Annotated in this window: 18 protein-coding genes and 1 pseudogene; 14 read left to right on the plus strand and 5 right to left on the minus strand. The window is 63.0% G+C overall.

The window, feature by feature from the left end; genetic code table 11:
• Positions 1-50 precede the first annotated feature (50 nt).
• Genes ACCD07_RS18435 through ACCD07_RS18445 form a run of 3 tightly spaced genes read right to left on the minus strand, consistent with a single transcriptional unit; the run spans position 51 to position 2,097 of the window.
• The gene (locus tag ACCD07_RS18435; RefSeq protein ID WP_176652219.1) at positions 51-482 is read right to left on the minus strand and encodes an OsmC family protein; all 432 of its coding nucleotides are present in this window, start codon (positions 480-482) and stop codon (positions 51-53) included.
• Between the two features lie 12 nt (positions 483-494).
• Positions 495-1,832: a PQQ-dependent sugar dehydrogenase gene (locus ACCD07_RS18440; protein ID WP_176652220.1), complete on the minus strand. Its 1,338-nt coding sequence runs from the start codon at positions 1,830-1,832 to the stop codon at positions 495-497.
• Between the two features lie 13 nt (positions 1,833-1,845).
• Positions 1,846-2,097 carry a hypothetical protein gene (locus ACCD07_RS18445; RefSeq protein ID WP_176652221.1) on the minus strand — a complete coding sequence of 84 codons (252 nt, stop codon included), beginning with the start codon at positions 2,095-2,097 and terminating at the stop codon, positions 1,846-1,848.
• Between the two features lie 131 nt (positions 2,098-2,228).
• Between ACCD07_RS18445 and ACCD07_RS18450 the strand changes: the two genes are divergently transcribed.
• The 6 genes and pseudogenes from ACCD07_RS18450 to ACCD07_RS18475 all read left to right on the plus strand — a co-directional run.
• Positions 2,229-3,275 carry a DUF3667 domain-containing protein gene (locus ACCD07_RS18450; RefSeq protein WP_176652222.1) on the plus strand — a complete coding sequence of 349 codons (1,047 nt, stop codon included), beginning with the start codon at positions 2,229-2,231 and terminating at the stop codon, positions 3,273-3,275.
• A 147-nt stretch (positions 3,276-3,422) separates the two neighbouring features.
• Positions 3,423-4,331, plus strand: coding sequence for an NAD kinase (locus ACCD07_RS18455; protein WP_176652223.1), 909 nt, complete (start codon positions 3,423-3,425; stop codon positions 4,329-4,331).
• A gap of 15 nt (positions 4,332-4,346) precedes the next feature.
• Positions 4,347-5,999: a DNA repair protein RecN gene (gene recN / locus ACCD07_RS18460; protein ID WP_413448200.1), complete on the plus strand. Its 1,653-nt coding sequence runs from the start codon at positions 4,347-4,349 to the stop codon at positions 5,997-5,999.
• A 54-nt stretch (positions 6,000-6,053) separates the two neighbouring features.
• Positions 6,054-6,293, plus strand: coding sequence for a DUF2188 domain-containing protein (locus tag ACCD07_RS18465; RefSeq protein ID WP_413448201.1), 240 nt, complete (start codon positions 6,054-6,056; stop codon positions 6,291-6,293).
• Positions 6,294-6,302: 9 nt separating this feature from the next.
• Positions 6,303-6,917 carry a hypothetical protein gene (locus ACCD07_RS18470; RefSeq protein ID WP_353401280.1) on the plus strand — a complete coding sequence of 205 codons (615 nt, stop codon included), beginning with the start codon at positions 6,303-6,305 and terminating at the stop codon, positions 6,915-6,917.
• Positions 6,918-7,121: 204 nt separating this feature from the next.
• Positions 7,122-7,592: pseudogene (locus ACCD07_RS18475) on the plus strand (transcriptional regulator); the annotation flags it as partial.
• Positions 7,593-7,600: 8 nt separating this feature from the next.
• Here ACCD07_RS18475 and ACCD07_RS18480 read toward each other — a convergent pair.
• Positions 7,601-8,017 carry a DoxX family protein gene (locus ACCD07_RS18480; protein ID WP_176652228.1) on the minus strand — a complete coding sequence of 139 codons (417 nt, stop codon included), beginning with the start codon at positions 8,015-8,017 and terminating at the stop codon, positions 7,601-7,603.
• A gap of 111 nt (positions 8,018-8,128) precedes the next feature.
• Positions 8,129-8,554: a winged helix-turn-helix transcriptional regulator gene (locus tag ACCD07_RS18485; RefSeq protein ID WP_176652229.1), complete on the minus strand. Its 426-nt coding sequence runs from the start codon at positions 8,552-8,554 to the stop codon at positions 8,129-8,131.
• Between the two features lie 88 nt (positions 8,555-8,642).
• Between ACCD07_RS18485 and hemH the strand changes: the two genes are divergently transcribed.
• From hemH to ACCD07_RS18525, 8 genes are all read left to right on the plus strand, one after another.
• A complete protein-coding gene (hemH, locus tag ACCD07_RS18490) occupies positions 8,643-9,752 on the plus strand; it encodes a ferrochelatase (RefSeq protein WP_413448202.1) in 1,110 nt (369 codons plus the stop codon).
• 168 nt (positions 9,753-9,920) lie between these two features.
• Positions 9,921-10,067, plus strand: a complete 147-nt coding sequence (locus tag ACCD07_RS18495; protein ID WP_176652231.1) for a hypothetical protein — start codon at positions 9,921-9,923, stop codon at positions 10,065-10,067.
• A gap of 86 nt (positions 10,068-10,153) precedes the next feature.
• Positions 10,154-10,696, plus strand: coding sequence for a nucleotide exchange factor GrpE (gene grpE / locus ACCD07_RS18500; RefSeq protein ID WP_176652232.1), 543 nt, complete (start codon positions 10,154-10,156; stop codon positions 10,694-10,696).
• Positions 10,697-10,786: 90 nt separating this feature from the next.
• Positions 10,787-12,733 carry a molecular chaperone DnaK gene (gene dnaK, locus ACCD07_RS18505; protein WP_176652233.1) on the plus strand — a complete coding sequence of 649 codons (1,947 nt, stop codon included), beginning with the start codon at positions 10,787-10,789 and terminating at the stop codon, positions 12,731-12,733.
• A 125-nt stretch (positions 12,734-12,858) separates the two neighbouring features.
• Entirely contained in the window at positions 12,859-13,986 is a 1,128-nt protein-coding gene (gene dnaJ, locus ACCD07_RS18510; RefSeq protein WP_176652234.1) for a molecular chaperone DnaJ, read from the plus strand.
• Positions 13,987-14,082: 96 nt separating this feature from the next.
• On the plus strand, positions 14,083-14,760 hold the full coding sequence (gene can, locus ACCD07_RS18515) for a carbonate dehydratase (RefSeq protein WP_176652235.1): 678 nt from the start codon (positions 14,083-14,085) through the stop codon (positions 14,758-14,760).
• Positions 14,761-14,854: 94 nt separating this feature from the next.
• Positions 14,855-15,736: a TauD/TfdA dioxygenase family protein gene (locus ACCD07_RS18520; RefSeq protein ID WP_413448203.1), complete on the plus strand. Its 882-nt coding sequence runs from the start codon at positions 14,855-14,857 to the stop codon at positions 15,734-15,736.
• A gap of 14 nt (positions 15,737-15,750) precedes the next feature.
• The gene (locus tag ACCD07_RS18525; RefSeq protein WP_353401272.1) at positions 15,751-16,764 is read left to right on the plus strand and encodes an ABC transporter substrate-binding protein; all 1,014 of its coding nucleotides are present in this window, start codon (positions 15,751-15,753) and stop codon (positions 16,762-16,764) included.
• Positions 16,765-16,768 lie beyond the last annotated feature (4 nt).

A 16,768-nucleotide genomic window follows, 5' to 3' on the forward strand; every position in this document is an offset into this window, starting at 1 on the left:
TCGTGATGGACGGATAAACCGGGATTCTATGCGTTTTGCGGCAATCCTGCTCAGGCCTCCAGCCGCGCGTCCAGCGTGATGTTGGCGTTCAGCAGTTTCGACACGGGGCAATTCAGCTTCGCCTTCAGCGCCGCTTCCTCGAACGCTTTCTGGTCGGCGCCGGGAATGGTGGCCACCAGCGACAGGTGCACGTCGGTGATGGCAAAGCCGCCGTCGATCTTGTCCAGCGTCACGGTGGCGCTGGTGGACAGCTGTTTGGCCGTCATGCCCGCCTCGGCCAGGACGCCCGACAGCGCCATCGTGAAGCAGCCGGCATGGGCGGCGCCGATCAGCTCTTCCGGGTTGGTGCCGGGGCCGTCTTCGAAGCGGCTGTGGAAGCCGTACTCGACGTTATCGAGCACGCCGCTCTGTGTGGATATCTTGCCGCCGCCGTCTTTCAGGCCGCCGCTCCAGACTGCTGAACCTGTATGTTTAGTGCTCATGATGGTCTATCCTTATTTACTTGCAGTGGTGGCCGAAGCCGAGGGCGCTACGCGCCAAATGATATTGCCGACATCGTCCGCGACCAGCAGCGCGCCCTGCTTGTCGAGCGCCACGCCGACCGGTCGTCCGTGCGCCTTGCCGTCGCCGGCAAGGAAGCCGGCCAGGAAATCCTGCGGCGGCCCGGAAGGCATGCCGTTGCTGAACGGGATGAACACCACCTTGTAGCCGCTGGCCGGCTTGCGGTTCCACGAGCCATGCTGGCCGATGAACACGCCGCCCTGGTAGCTGGCCGGGAACAGCTTGGCGTCATAGAAGGCCAGGCCCAGCGAGGCGGTGTGGCCGCCCAGCGCGTAGTCGGGGGCGATGGCCTTGGCCACCAGCTCCGGCTTCTGCGGCGAGACGCGGCTGTCCACGTGCTGGCCGAAATAGCTGTACGGCCAGCCGTAAAAGCCGCCTTCCTTCACCGACGTCATGTAGTCCGGCACCAGGTCGTTGCCCAGTTCGTCGCGCTCGTTGACGGTGGTCCACAGCATTTTGGTCTTCGGCTCCCAGCCCATGCCGTTGGCGTTGCGCAGGCCGGTGGCGTACAGGCGCGATTTGCTGGTGGCCAGTTCCAGCTGCCAGATGGCGGCGCGGCCGGCCTCCTGGTCGATGCCGTTCTCGCCGACGTTGCTGTTGGAACCCACCGTCACGTACAGGTATTTGCCGTCCGGGCTGGCGATGACGTTCTTGGTCCAGTGGTGGTTGATGGTGCCGGCCGGCAGGTCCATCACCTTGACGCCGCTGGCGTTGATCGAGGTCGCGCCTTCCTGGTACGGGAAGCGCAGGATGGCGTCGGTGTCGGCCACGTACAGGTTGTTACCGACCAGCGCCATGCCGAACGGCGAGTTCAGGCCCTTGATGAACACGGTGCGGCTTTGCGCCGCGCCGTTGGCGTCGATCCCGCGCAGCAGCGTGATGCGGTTGGCCGTCTCGGTCACCGCGCCGGCCTTCTTCATTTCATGTTTCATGATCGCGCCCTTGATGCCCTTGCCGTCGTCCGGCTTGGGCGGGGCGTTGGTCTCGGCCACCAGCACGTCGCCGTTCGGCAGCGTGTAGATCCAGCGCGGGTGATCGAGGCCCCGCGCATAGGCCGTCACGCCGAAGCCGGCCGGCGCGCGCGGCTGCTCCTGGCCTTTCCATGGATCGACCGGCGCCACGTTGACGGTCGGGATCAGCGAGCGCTCCGGCTCCGGCAGCGCCGGATTGGGGCCGAAGCCGGCGGGGTAGCTTTGCGCCAGCACCAGAGCCGGCATCAGCGCCAGCAGGGCGGCGCTCATCGCCGCCGCGCTCATCGTCTTCAATTGCATGCGGTATCTCCGGTTAGTCTTTTTTTGTGCCGGCCTGCGGCCGCGCCGTGGCTTCGCGCGGGACGGGCGTCTTCACGTGTTCGACGCCGGGCTGGTTGTGCAGGTCGGTGTCCACCATGCCGCTGTCGACGTCGGCGGCGGCCTGTTTGATGACGCTGCGCGGCCTGGGATCTTGCGCGTCGGGCGATTCGTCGCGTTCGTGCGGCATGCGCTCGACGCCGTCGTTCTTGACCTTGGCGTCGGTATTGACCTTGGTATCTTTCATGTCTGCGCTCCTCGCATCGTTGTAAAGTCATCTTAGCGGGTCGCTGTTATCACAGTCGCCACATTGAATTCTGACAACTACCAGGCGATCTCGTTTATCATTTAGACACTTTTTATTCACCGGGATTTTGCATGAGCACTGCCGTCCACGCGCCGTCGGAAAACTGTCCTAATTGCGAGGCGGTCGTCAGCGGCCATTTCTGCTCGAACTGCGGCCAGGAAGCCTTCCTGCACCACGCCAGCACGCGCGAGTTCCTGCATGAGTTCGTCGGCCATTACGTGGCGCTGGAGGGCAAGCTGTGGGGCACGGTGATGCGGCTGCTGTTCCGTCCCGGCGCGCTGACGCTGGAATACATCAAGGGCCGCCGCGTGCGCTTCGTGCAGCCGCTGCGGCTGTACCTGACCTTGAGCCTGATTTTCTTCGCGCTGCTGAAGTTCACCGGGTCCTTCGTTCCCGTCACTGTCGGAGACGACGCCAGGCGGGAAGCGGAGGCGGGCAAGGTGACGGCGGCGACTGCCGGCCAGGCGGCCAAGGCGCAGGCCGCGGTGGCGGAGACGCTCAAGCCGCTGACGCCGGAGCAGGCGAGCGGCAAGGCCGCCGCCGAAGCGGCCGCCGCCGACATGCAGAAGGATTTCAAGCCCGATGCTCGCAGGGCCGCCGGCAAGGACAAGGCGGAAACGGACGACGACGACAACTCCATCATCAACCTGTTCGACAAGGACGCCAGATTCCTCGACAACTGGCCCACGCTGCAGCACCAGTACCGCGCGTTTGAGAAGCTGCCGGGCAGCGAGCAGACCAAGGTGTTCAAGGACGGTTTCTATCACTACGCGCCGTACGCGATCTTCTGCCTGATGCCGGTGTTCGCGATGATCCTCAAGGTGTTGTACCTGGGCTCGGGCCGGCGCTTCGGCGAGCACCTGCTGTTCGCGCTGCACACCAACGCCTTCGCCTATTTCATCTTCTCGGTGTTCCTGCTGGTGCCCATCACGCCGATCCGGCTGCTGCTGTGGTGCTGGCTGCTCGGCTACCTGCCGTGGGCGATGCGGCGCGTGTACCTAAGCAGCCGCTGGGGCGTGTTTCTGCGCTGGAGCACGCTGATGCTGATCTACTCGATCTGCATCATCCTGGCCGTGACGCTGTCCATGTTGGGCGGAATCATGACGATCGGCCACTAAAGCCGCCGGGATCCTTGCGGTCTGGCCCGGCGCGCACTATACTGCGCAAAATACTGTTTAAATGTACAGTTGTGAGGAATGGCGAAAGCCCGCTTTATGGGTTACCCTGCTGCGTGTTGCCGACCTCACCTTTTTGCCGAGATTTTTATGACCGCCACGCACGCCGTTTATCAAACCATCGCACTGGTCGTGCGCCCGAATACCGACGGCATCGCCGAGGCGGTGGGCAGCGTGGTCGGGTTCCTGCAGCGGGAAGGCTACGACGTGGTGTTCGAAGAGCAGACCGCCACCCACCTGGAGCGGGTGCCGGCCGGCGTGCGGGTGATGGGCGCCTCCGAAATCGGCGCCCACTGCGACGCCGCCATCGTCATGGGCGGCGACGGCACCATGCTGGGCATTGCGCGCCAGCTGGCGCCGTTCGACGTGCCGCTGATCGGCATCAACCAGGGCCGTCTCGGCTTCATGACCGACATTCCGCTCGAAGGCATGCTCGACGTGCTGGCCAAGATCCTCGGCGGCAGCTATAAGGCCGAGCGCCGCACCCTGCTCGAAGGGCGGGTGCTGCGCGATGGCGAAATCATGCACGTCGGCCTGGCCGTCAATGACGTCGTGGTGGCGCGCGGCGCCGGCGCCGGCATGGCCGAGCTGCGGGTCGACGTCGACGGCCACTTCATGTACAACCAGCGCTCCGACGGCCTGATCATCTCGACGCCGACCGGCTCCACCGCGTACGCGCTGTCGGCCGGCGGGCCGCTGCTGCACCCCAGCCTGGGCGGCATCGTGCTGGTGCCGATCGCGCCGCATGCGCTGTCGAACCGGCCCATCGTGCTGCCCGAGTCGAGCGAGATCGTCATCGAGATCGTGCGCGGGCGCGACATCAGCGTCAACTTCGACATGCAGACCTTCGCCAGCCTGCAGGGGCAGGACCGGATCGTGATCCAGCGCTCGCCGCATGCGATCACCTTCCTGCATCCGGAAGACTGGAGCTACTACAACACGCTGCGCGAAAAGCTGCACTGGAATGAATATCCTTCCGGCGAAGGCAAACTCAATTAACCTCACCAGGCATCCATGCTCCGTACCCTGTCCATCCGCGATTTCGTCATCGTCGACTCCATCGAACTGGAATTCTCCGCCGGCTTCTCCGTCTTCACCGGCGAGACCGGGGCCGGCAAATCGATCCTGATCGATGCGCTGACCTTGGCGCTGGGCGGACGCGGCGACGCCAGCGTGGTGCGCGAGGGCGCTGCCAAGGCCGACATCACGGCCGATTTCGCGCTCAGCGAGCAGGCGCGCGACTGGCTGGCGGCCAACGAGTTCGCGGTGGAGGAGGGCGGCGCGCTGCTGCGCCGCGTGATCGACAACGCCGGCCGCAGCAAGGCCTACATCAACGGCATCGCGGCGACGGCGGCGCAGCTGCGCGAGATCGGCGACATGCTGGTCGACATCCACGGTCAGCACGCGCACCAGTCGCTGATGAAGACCGAGGCGCAGCGCGTGCTGCTCGACGGCCAGGCCGGCGCGGTGGGCGATGTGAAAGCGGTGACGCTGGCGTACAAGGCCTGGCGCGCGCTGTCGAAGCAGCTGGAGGAATTCGAGACCAACGCGGCCAACGTGCTGTATGAGCGCGAGCGCCTGGAGTGGCAGGTCAACGAGCTGGAAAAACTGGCCGTCAAGCCCGGCGAGTGGGCCGAGGTGACCAATGAGCAGAGCCGCCTGTCGCACGCCGCCAGCCTGCTGGAGGGCGCGCAGGAAGCGCTGACGGTGATTTCGGAAGCGGAGGAGCATCCGGTGCTGTCGCAGCTGTCGTCGCTGAACCAGAAGCTGGGCAAGCTGGCCGGCATCGATACGGGGCTGCAGGCGATCGTCGACCTGATCGAGCCGGCGCGCATCCAGCTGCAGGAAGCCGTGTATGCGCTCAACGATTATCTCGACCGCGTGGACCTGGACCCCGAGCGACTGCGCAAGGTCGAGGCGCGCATGGATGCGATCCACTCGGCCGCGCGCAAGTTCCGCATCACCGAGGAGCAGTTGCCGGAAGAGACGGCGAAGCTGGCGGAGCGGCTGGCGCAGATCGCCGACGCCAGCGACATCGAAGGCCTGCGCAAGCAGGAAGAGAAGCTCAAGGCCGCCTACATGGAGCAGGCCAAACGCCTGTCCGGCACGCGCGCCAAGGCCGCACGCCTGCTGGGCGACGCCGTCACCAAGGCGATGCAGGAATTGAATATGACGGGCGGCTGTTTCGAAGTCGCGCTGAATGCTGGCGAGCCCAGCGCGCATGGGCTGGAGCAAGTCGAGTTCCTGGTGGCCGGCCATGCGGGCGTGGCGCCGCGACCATTGGCCAAGGTGGCCTCGGGCGGCGAACTGGCGCGCATCTCGCTGGCGATTTCGGTGATCACCTCCAACGCCACCACCACGCCGACCCTGATCTTCGACGAAGTCGACAGCGGCATCGGCGGCGGCGTGGCCGAGGTGGTGGGGCGGCTGCTGCGCCGGCTGGGGCAGGAACGCCAGGTGCTGTGCGTGACCCACCTGCCGCAGGTGGCCAGCCAGGCCGGCCAGCACTTCCAGGTGGCCAAGAGCACGCTGGCCAGCGGCAAGACCGCGTCCCGCATCGACGTGCTGGACGCCAAGGCCCGCGTCGAGGAAGTGGCGCGCATGCTGGGCGGCCTGGAAATCACCGCCACCACCCGCAAGCACGCCCGGGAGCTGCTGGCCTCTTGAATCGGTTTCGAGAGCTATCATAGTGGCTAATTATTCCGATGGAGGTTACCAGCCATGGCAACCAAGAAGAGAGATCAGCACGTTGTCCCGAGCTCAAGTGGAGGGTGGGCGGTTCGCCGCACAGGAGCTGAACGTGCTTCGAAAGTCTTTGAGACCCAGCAGGAAGCTGTCCGGCATGCACGCACGATAGCGAAGAAGGAAAGGTCTGAGCTGTATGTCCATAAAAAAGATGGAACTATCCGGGCCCGGGATAGCTATGGCAATGATCCATCCCCTCCCAAAGACAAGAACTGAGCCATCAAGATGGCTTTCGACGACAACGTCTTCATTAACTGTCCATTCGACCGAGAATATTATGGGTTGCTTCGCCCCATACTCTTTACTGTTATCTATCTGGGGCTGCAACCGAGGATTGCGTTAGAGCGGTCCGATTCGGGCGAAGCCAGAATCGAAAAAATTCTTGAACTGATCCAGGAATCCAGATACGCCATTCATGACCTTTCCAGGATCAAGTCCAGGAAAGCAAACGAGTTATATCGCCTCAACATGCCGTTTGAGCTCGGACTTGATGTAGGTTGCCGAAATTTCGGTGGCGCCCAGCTTGCCACCAAGCGATGCCTGATACTCGAAGCGGAACGATACAGATATCAAGCTGCACTTTCTGACTTGTCAGGGTCCGATATCGCCGTGCATGGTAATGAACCAGAAGAGGCCGTTGTTGTAGTCCGAAATTGGTTAGCCCCGCAGTACCGGCCGAATGCCGCCGGTCCCGCCAGGATCTGGGGCGCATTTACCGATTTCATGGCAGCGAACTACGATGCACTGAAGCTGCGAGGCTTTTCGGACAAAAATATTGAAGACCTTCCGATTTCAGAGCTTCTCACTGGTATGGAAAACTGGATTACCGGCAACGTATAAAAATCTGCCGAACGCTGCGATGTTCTCATTACCTGCGAAGGAATTGGCGGCTCATTCGACGTTCGCCATCGAGGACGGCGTCGACGCCCACGACGCGCAGGCGATCCGCGCCGGCCGCCTGCCGCGGCATCCGTAATACGCGGCCTTGTCCGGCATCGCCAAGGCGCTGATCGAAAAGCGCGGCAACGTCACGCCGGTCGATATCGCCTGCTGCGCCAGCACGAGCCGTATCCCGCCCTCGTCATGGACCGCCACTGGAACGTGCTGCAGGCGAACGACGCGGCGCCGCGCTTCTTCAACCGCTTCATCGACATGGCCGCGCGCCAGGGGCCGCGCAACATGCTGCATCTGATGTTCGACCCGGCCGCCATGCGCCCGTTCATCGTCAATTGGGACGAGGTGGCGAAAAGCCTGATCCAGCGCGTCTACCGCGAATCGGTCGGCGCGGTCGACGAGCCGTTGTGCTAGTTGCTGGCCGCGCTGATGGCCTATCCCGGCGTGGCGCCGGAGCTGCCGTTCGTGCCGATCCGCTTCCTGCTGGACGGCCGCGAGCTCAGTTATTTTTCCATGGTGACCACGGTCGGCACGCCGCAAACGGTGGCCGCCCAGGAACTGCGCATCGAATATCTGTTTCCGGCCGACAACGCCACCGAACTGCATCATCCGGGCAACTGAGAGCCGAATCAGGCGGGTTTTCTGGCGTAGGCGATGCAGGTCGCGACACTGGCGGCCAACAGCGCGACGTTGACCGGTAGGGCACTGAATTCCGCCCGCGTCGCATGGAAGACCATCGCGCATGCCTGCAGCGCCGAGCAACCCAGCGCCGCCGAGGCGGTGAGCTTGCCGGGCCAGCGCAGCAACGCCGGCAGCACGATGCCGACGGCGCCGGCCAGGTCGATGAGGCCCAGCAGCCGCACGCTGAAGACGGGCAGGTCGCCTGCCCAAGGCCAGATTGCGGCCAGCTCCGGAATCGGCATGGCCAGCTTCATCGCCGCACCAGCGCCGAACGAGACGGCGACGAACCACTGCGCAAGCCACAAGGCGATACGGCGTTGGCGCCGGTGCTCAGGTGTGGAAAAAAAGCAGATCGATGCGGACATAAATTCCTCCAGGCCGGTTGATGCCGCGACAGCGGCGATGCGTGGCATTGTAGAGATCTGCCGCAGGCCCACAAGAAGGCACATGCGTGATACCGGCGGCGATGGGCGGCGTCAGCGGCCGCGCGCGGCGATGCGGTGCACGCCCGCAGGTTCCGCAGTGTTATCAGCCCGGGCCTGCGCCTGGTCGTAGCGTTCGCGGGACTGTCCTATCTGGTCGCGGTGCTCGTTGCCCCACTGGGCCAGCGCCATCAGCGGCACCAGCAGCGACCGGCCGCGATCGGTGAGCGCGTATTCGACCGTCGGCGGATTGGTGGCAAACTGCGTGCGCGACACCAGGCCGTCGCGTTCCAGCCCCCGCAGCGTCAGCGTCAGCATGCGCTGCGTGATGCCGGTGATGGTGCGGCGAAGCTCGTTGAAGCGCAGCGGTCCCCTGCCCAGCAGTCCGACGACCAGGATCGTCCAGCGGTCGCCGATGCGTTTCAGGACCTCGGTCAGCGCGCGGCAGTCTTCGCGCCCATGTTCGCTATCGTCGAGCAAAATCTTCCCCCTTGCGGATCAAATGGCTGTGCTTTTATTTTAGACCATATAATTGCAGCCTCTCCAGCTCCCGCAAACCCAGGCGTCCATGACCTTTTTAAAAGAACCTCCCTACAAGCACGGCACCGTCGGCCGCAGCGCCATCGTGCTGGTCAACCTGGGCACGCCCGACGCGCCGACCCGCTCGGCCGTGCGCCGCTATTTGAAGGAGTTTCTGTCCGATCCGCGCGTGGTCGAGATTCCGCGCGCCGTGTGGTGGTTCATCCTGAACCTGATCATCCTGCCGTTCCGCTCGGGACAGTCGGCCAAAAAATATGCATCGATCTGGACCCGCGAAGGCTCGCCGCTGAAGGTGCACACCGACGCCCAGGCCCAGCTGCTGCGCGGCGCGCTGGGCGAACGCGGCCACGAGAACCTGACGGTGGCCATGGCCATGCGCTACGGCTCACCGTCGCTGCCGGAGGTGCTGGCCCGGCTGAAGGCCGACGGCGCCGACCGCATCGCCGTGCTGCCGGCCTATCCGCAGTATTCCGGCACCACCACCGGCTCGATCTACGACGCCGTGTTCGACCACTACGGCTCGGTGCGCAACATCCCCGAGCTGCGCTTCGTGCGCAACTACCACGACCACGAGGCCTACATCCGCGCACTGAAGCTGTCGGTGCAGGCGCACTGGGAAGCCCACGGCCGTCCCGACAAGCTGGTGATGAGCTTCCACGGCGTGCCCAAGCGCACGCTGATGCTGGGCGACCCCTACCATTGCGAATGCCTGAAAACCGCGCGCCTGCTGGCCGCCGCGCTGAAACTGACGCCGGACCAGTATGTCGTCACCTTCCAGTCCCGCTTTGGCAAGGCCGAGTGGCTGCAGCCGTACACGGCGCCGACCATCGTTCAGCTGGCGCGCGACGGCGTCAAGCGGGTCGACGTGCTCTGCCCCGGCTTCATCAGTGACTGCCTGGAAACGCTGGAAGAAATCGCCATGGAGGTGCGGCACGAGTTCGAGCAGGCCGGCGGTAAAGACTTCCGCTACATCCCCTGCCTGAACGAATCGCCAGCCTGGATCGCCGCGCTGGCGGAAATTGCCGAACAGCACATCATCGGCTGGCCGACGCAGCTGTCGCCCGCCCAGCATGATGCAATCAAGAAAGATGCGGAATCGGGCCGCGCAAGCGCCCTCGGCCTGGGCGCGGCTGACTGAAAAGAGACAAACTGACCACAACCGCGCCCCCGCACCATAATCAGCACTTGCGGGTGACGAGTGCCAGCCTGTTAAAATAGCCGGCTGACGGGATCGGCGGCATAGCATATCCATGCCGTCGCGAGGACGATGTACACCAGGATGGATGCTGCTATCAGTGGCAACTTCATGATGATGCGCTCCCTGAAAAACCGCCGCGAAGGGTGTCTTAAGCTCATCTTAGACGCTGCGGCGCAAAAAAGTAGAGGTCGCAAGGGCGAAGTTTTGTATCGCTTTGTACCGGACCGTGCCGTACTGAAATGGCTGGCGGAATAACCCTTGAAAATATAGGTTATCGCCCCATTTGCAGCCAGTGCGGTAGAAAAGTAATGTCAAACAAATACGATTGTAGGAGTCTCTAGATGCAAGATCAGGAAAACCAAGCAGCACCTAATCCAGAGGCGGCAGCGGCCGCTGCGTCGGCCCCGCCATCGACCCCGGACCAGCCTTCCCTGGAAGAGCAGCTGTCGGCCACCGAAGCGAAACTGGCCGAGATGCACGACGCCTTCATGCGTGCCAAGGCTGACGGCGAAAACATCCGCCGCCGCGCCCAGGAAGACGTGGCCAAGGCCCATAAGTTCGCGGTGGAAAGCTTCGCCGAAGCCATGGTGCCGGTCAAGGACAGCCTGGAAATGGCCCTCAAAGTCGAAACCCCGTCGATCGAATCGCTGAAGGAAGGCGTGGAAATGACGCTCAAGCAGCTGTCGTCGGCGTTCGAGAAAAACCGCCTGCTGGAGATCCTGCCGGCACAGGGCGAGAAGCTGGACCCGAACAAGCACCAGGCCGTTGCCGTGGTGCCTGCCGACCAGGAAGCCAATACGGTAGTTTCCGTACTGCAAAAAGGCTATATGATCGCGGACCGCCTGCTGCGTCCCGCCATCGTGACCGCTGCGCAGGCAAAGTAATTTGCCGTAGCGCCGAACTAAGCACTTGAAAACATATAGCTTTTCCACATATTAGTACCATCTGAACTCTAGCAAATAAGGAAGAAAATCATGGGTAGAATTATCGGTATCGATCTGGGAACCACAAATTCCTGCGTTTCCATCATGGAAAATGGTCAGCCAAAGGTAATCGAAAACGCCGAAGGTGCACGCACGACGCCATCGATCATTGCTTACCAAGAAGATGGTGAAATTCTCGTCGGCTCCCCGGCAAAACGCCAGGCTGTCACCAATCCGAAGAACACGCTGTTTGCGGTCAAACGCCTGATCGGCCGTAAGTTCGACGAAAAAGAAGTGCAGAAGGACATCGGCCTGATGCCTTACTCGATCATGAAAGCCGACAACGGCGACGCATGGATCGGCGTACGCGACAAGAAACTGGCGCCGCCGCAAATCTCGGCTGAAGTGCTGCGCAAGATGAAGAAAACGGCGGAAGACTACCTCGGTGAAGAAGTCACCGAAGCCGTCATCACCGTGCCTGCGTACTTCAACGACTCGCAGCGCCAGGCAACCAAGGACGCCGGCCGCATCGCCGGCCTGGACGTCAAGCGCATCATCAACGAGCCAACCGCGGCCGCGCTGGCCTTCGGCCTGGACAAGACCGACAAGGGCGACCGCAAGATCGCCGTGTATGACCTGGGCGGCGGTACCTTCGACGTGTCGATCATCGAGATCGCCGACGTGGACGGTGAAAAGCAGTTCGAAGTGCTGTCGACCAACGGCGACACCTTCCTCGGCGGCGAAGACTTCGACCAGCGCATCATCGATTACATCATCGACGAGTTCAAGAAGATCAACGGCCTGGATCTGAAGAAGGACCCGATCGCCCTGCAGCGCATCAAGGCTTCGGCCGAGCGCGCGAAGATCGAGCTGTCGTCGTCGCAGCAGACCGAGATCAACGAGCCGTACATCGCCATGGCGAACGGCGCGCCGGTCCACCTGACGCTGAAGATGACCCGCGCCAAGCTGGAATCGCTGGTGGAAGAACTGATCAACGCGACCATGGAGCCATGCCGCATCGCGATCAAGGACGCCGGCGTCAAGGTCACCGACATCGACGACATCATCCTGGTCGGCGGTATGACCCGCATGCCGAAGGTGCAGGAAAAAGTTAAGGAGTTTTTCGGCAAGGATCCGCGCAAGGACGTGAATCCGGACGAAGCGGTCGCTGTCGGCGCCGCGATCCAGGGTTCGGTGCTGTCGGGCGAACGCAAGGACCTGCTGCTGCTGGACGTGACGCCTCTGTCGCTGGGTATCGAAACCCTGGGCGGCGTGATGACCAAGATGATCCACAAGAACACCACGATTCCTACCAAGTTCTCGCAAGTGTTCTCGACCGCCGACGACAACCAGCCTGCGGTGACCATCAAGGTCTACCAGGGCGAGCGTGAAATCGCGGCCGGCAACAAGGGCCTGGGCGAATTCAATCTGGAAGGCATCCCGCCGGCGGCACGCGGCACGCCACAGATCGAAGTGACCTTCGACATCGACGCCAACGGCATTCTGCACGTCGGCGCGAAAGACAAGGCCACCGGCAAAGAGAACAAGATCACGATCAAGGCCAACTCCGGCCTGACCGAAGCTGAGATCCAGAAGATGGTGAAGGATGCCGAAGTCAACGCCGAAGAAGACAAGAAAGTGAAAGAGCTGGCCGAATCGCGCAACCAGGCCGACGCGCTGGTGCACTCGACCCGCAAGTCGCTGACCGAATACGGCGACAAGCTGGACGCCGGCGAGAAGGAAAAGATCGAAGCTGCGATCACCGAGGTGGAAGGTTCGATCAAGGCCGGCGACAAGGCGGAAATCGACGCCAAGGTAGCCGCCCTGTCGACCGCTTCGCAGAAGCTGGGCGAGAAGATGTACGCTGACATGCAGGCGCAGCAAGCCGCAGCCGGCGGTGGCGCCGAAGGCGCGCAGGCAGGTGCCGGCGCCGAGCAGGCCAAGCCGCAGGACGACGTCGTCGACGCCGACTTCAAAGAAGTCAAAGACAGCAAGTAAGCACCCGGCGTCATTCCCGCTCGCGCGGGAACGACGAGCCGAGCCGCGTGTCCGCTCAAGCGGTGCCGGCTCGGCTTTTTAGCATAATCAGCACATCGGTATAAATACAGCAAGGTCCCGACAATATGGCAAAGCGTGATTTCTACGAGACACTTGGTGTCGCAAAAAACGCGTCTGAAGACGAGATCAAGAAGTCTTATCGCAAACTGGCGATGAAGTACCATCCGGACCGCAATCCGGATAGCAAAGAGTCGGAAGAAAAATTCAAGGAAGTCAAAGAAGCATACGAGATGCTGACCAATCCGGAAAAGCGCGAGGCATATGACCGTTACGGTCACGCCGGCGTCGATCCGAACATGGGCGGCGGTGGCGGCTTTGGCGGCGGCGCCGGCGGTTTCGGCGATGCCTTCGGCGACATTTTCGGCGACATCTTCGGCGGTGGCCGCGGCCGCAGCCAGGGCCCGCAGGTCTATCGCGGCGCCGACCTGCGCTACAACCTGGAGATCACGCTGGAGCAGGCCGCGCACGGTTTCGACACCACGATCCGCGTTCCGTCGTGGGACAAGTGCGACACCTGCCACGGTTCCGGCGCCAAGCCGGGCACCTCGCCGGTCACCTGTTCCACTTGCGCCGGCCACGGCCAGGTGCGCATGCAGCAGGGCTTCTTCAGCATCCAGCAGACCTGCCCCAAGTGCCACGGCACCGGCAAGATCATTCCCGAGCCATGCGCCGCATGCTCGGGCCAGGGCCGCATCAAGCGCAACAAGACGCTGGAAGTGAAGATCCCTGTCGGCATCGACAACGGCATGCGCATCCGTTCGTCCGGCAACGGCGAACCGGGTACCAATGGCGGACCGTCGGGCGATTTGTATGTGGAGATCCACATCAAGCCGCACAGCGTGTTCCAGCGCGAAGGCGACGACCTGCATTGCGAAATGCCGATCTCGTTCGCCAAGGCGGCCTTGGGCGGCGACATCGAGGTACCGACGTTGTCTGGTAAAGTATCGTTTACGATCCCCGAAGGCACCCAGTCGGGCAAGACCTTCCGCCTCAAGGGCAAGGGCATCAAGGGCGTGCGTTCCGGCTTCGCGGGCGACCTGTTCTGCCACGTGGCCGTCGAGACCCCGGTCAAGCTGACCGAGAAGCAGAAGGACATGCTGCGCGATTTCGAGAAGCTGACCACCGAGGGCGGCTCGAAGCACAGCCCGCAAAGCAAAACGTGGCGTGACAAGGTGAAGGACTTCTTTGAGTAACTGCGACGTCACGCAGTCTTGGTAATATCGGACCGCCGCGCCGCCCTTTCCGGGCGGACCGGCGGTCTTCTTATGTACGAGAACGAGAGGAGCATCATGAGTGATCTGGATAACAGCAATTCCCCCCTGCGCGACCTGTTGGAGAACAACCGCCGCTGGGCCGAATCGGAAGTCGAACGCGATCCCGATTTCTTCAACCGCCTGGCGCAGCAAGCCTCGCCTGAGTACCTGTGGATAGGCTGCTCCGACAGCCGGGTGCCGGCAAATGAGCTGCTGGGCCTTGCTCCAGGCGACGTTTTCGTCCACCGCAACATCGCCAACGTGGTGGTGCACTCGGACCTGAACGCGCTGTCGGTGCTGCAGTTCGCGATCGACGTGCTGAAGGTGAAGCACGTCATCATCGTCGGCCACTACGGCTGCAAGGGCGTGCACGCGGCGATGACCGGCACCCGCGTCGGTCTGGCCGACAACTGGCTGCGCCACGTGCAGGACGTGCACCAGAAGCATGAGCGCTACCTCGGCGATACCCTGCCGAGCAAGAAGCGTTCGGAGCGCCTGTGCGAGCTGAACGTGGTGGAGCAGGTGTCCAACGTCTGCCAGACCACCATCGTGCAGGACGCGTGGGACCGCGGCCAGGACGTCACCGTGCACGGCTGGGTGTATGGCCTGAAGGACGGCAAGCTGCACGACCTGGAGATCACCGTCGCCGCCGCCCATGAACTGGCGCCGCGCGTGACCAAGCGCCTGGCCGAATACAACGCGGATGAGGGCTGATTAGAAAACCGCATATCGATATCGGATAAGCTTCGTTTTCTAACTAAAGGAAGCGGCATAGACTGGGCGCATACTCACTCATCGGGCGTGTGCCATGTCTGCCGTTCTCCAATCTTCCCTCCAGCCTTCATTCGAGGTTGAAATCTTCGATGCGCCGCTGGGCGCGGAGATACTCGGCCTGGACCTGAACCGTCCGCTGTCCCAGCGCGATTTCCAGCGCATCCATACCGCCCACCTGGAGCACCACCTGCTGGTGTTCCGCGACCAGCGCATCACGCCGCAGCAGCAAGTGGATTTCAGCCGCCGTTTCGGCGCGCTGCAGATCCACGTGCTGCGCAATTTCCAGCTGCCTTCGAACCCGGAGGTGCTGATCATCTCCAACATCATCGAGGACGGCAAGCCGATCGGGCTGGGCGACGCCGGCCACTTCTGGCATTCCGACCTGTCGTACAAGGAAACGCCGAGCCTGGGCTCGATGCTGCACGCGCAGGAGCTGCCGGCCGAAGGCGGCGACACGCTGTTCGCCAACATGCACCTGGCGTGGGACACCTTGCCGGCAGCCTTGCGCAACGCCGTGCAAGGCTTGCGCGCGGAGCACAGCTATCTGGCGCAGTATGAAGAACTGCGCCGCCGCAATCCTTACCGCCCGCCGTTGACGCAGGCGCAGATCGACGAAGTGCGGCCGGTGCTGCACCCCGTGGTGCGCACGCATCCCGAGACGGGCCGCCGCGCGCTGTTCGTCAGCGAGCATTTCACCACGCGCATCATCGGCATACCCGAAGGCGAGAGCCGCGCGCTGCTGGACGAATTGTTTGCGCACAGCGTGAAGCCGGAGCATATCTACCGCCACCGCTGGGCGCCGCACGACATGGTGTTCTGGGACAACCGCTCGCTGATGCATCTGGCGGGAGGCACGCCGGATCACTTGCGCCGCAAGCTGTACCGCACCACCATCGAAGGCGACACGCCTTTCTAATTTCAAGGAAACCCATGTACAGATTGACTTCCCGCCTGATCGCCGCCGGGTCTGCTCTCACCCTCGCGTTGAGCTTCGCCACCGCGGCCCAGGCCGAGGGACGCATCCGCATCGCCGAACAATTCGGCGTCGTCTACATGTTGCTGAACGTGGCGCAGGACCAGCAGCTGATTGAAAAACAGGGCAGGAAGAACGGCATCGACATCAAGGTGGAATGGCTGCAACTGTCCGGCGGCCCGGCCGTGAACGACGCGCTGCTGTCCGGCGCCATCGATATCGCCGGCGCCGGTGTCGGTCCGCTGCTGACGATCTGGGACCGCACGTCGGGCAAGCAGAACGTCAAGGGTGTGGCGTCGCTGGGCAGTTTTCCCTACTACCTGGTCAGCACCAATCCCAAGGTGAAGTCGATCGCCGACCTGACCGGGAAGGACCGCATCGGCCTGCCGGCGGTGCAGGTGTCGGTGCAGTCGCGCATCCTGCAGTACGCGGCGGCGAAGCAGTGGGGCGACAAGGAATTCGCGCGCCTCGACAAATTTACCCAGACCTTGCCGCACCCGGATGCGACGGCGGCCGTCATTGCCGGCGGCACGGAGATCAACGGCCACTTCGGCAATCCGCCGTTCCAGGAACAGGAGCTGGCCGGCAATCCGAACGCGCACATCGTGCTCAATTCGTACGACGTGCTGGGCGGCCCGAGCTCGGCCACGGTGCTGTATGCGACCGAGAAGTTCCGCAACGAGAATCCGAAGACCTATCGCGCCTTCACCGCCGCGCTGGCGGAGGCGGCCAGGTACGCCTCCGGCAATCCGGAAGGCGCGGCCGACGCGTACATCCGCGTCAGCAAGAGCAAGGTTGATCGCAACCTGTTGCTGAAGATCATCAAGAACCCGCAAGTGCAGTTCAGCGTGGAGCCGCAGAATACCTACGGCCTGTCGCAGTTCCTGTACCGCGTTGGCGCGATCAAGAAGCAGCCCGCCAGCTGGCGCGACTACTTCTTCGACGATCCCGTGATCACGCAGGGTGGATGAGATC

This window comes from Duganella sp. Dugasp56 (assembly GCF_047304105.1).
Taxonomy (GTDB): domain Bacteria; phylum Pseudomonadota; class Gammaproteobacteria; order Burkholderiales; family Burkholderiaceae_D; genus Rugamonas; species Rugamonas hordei.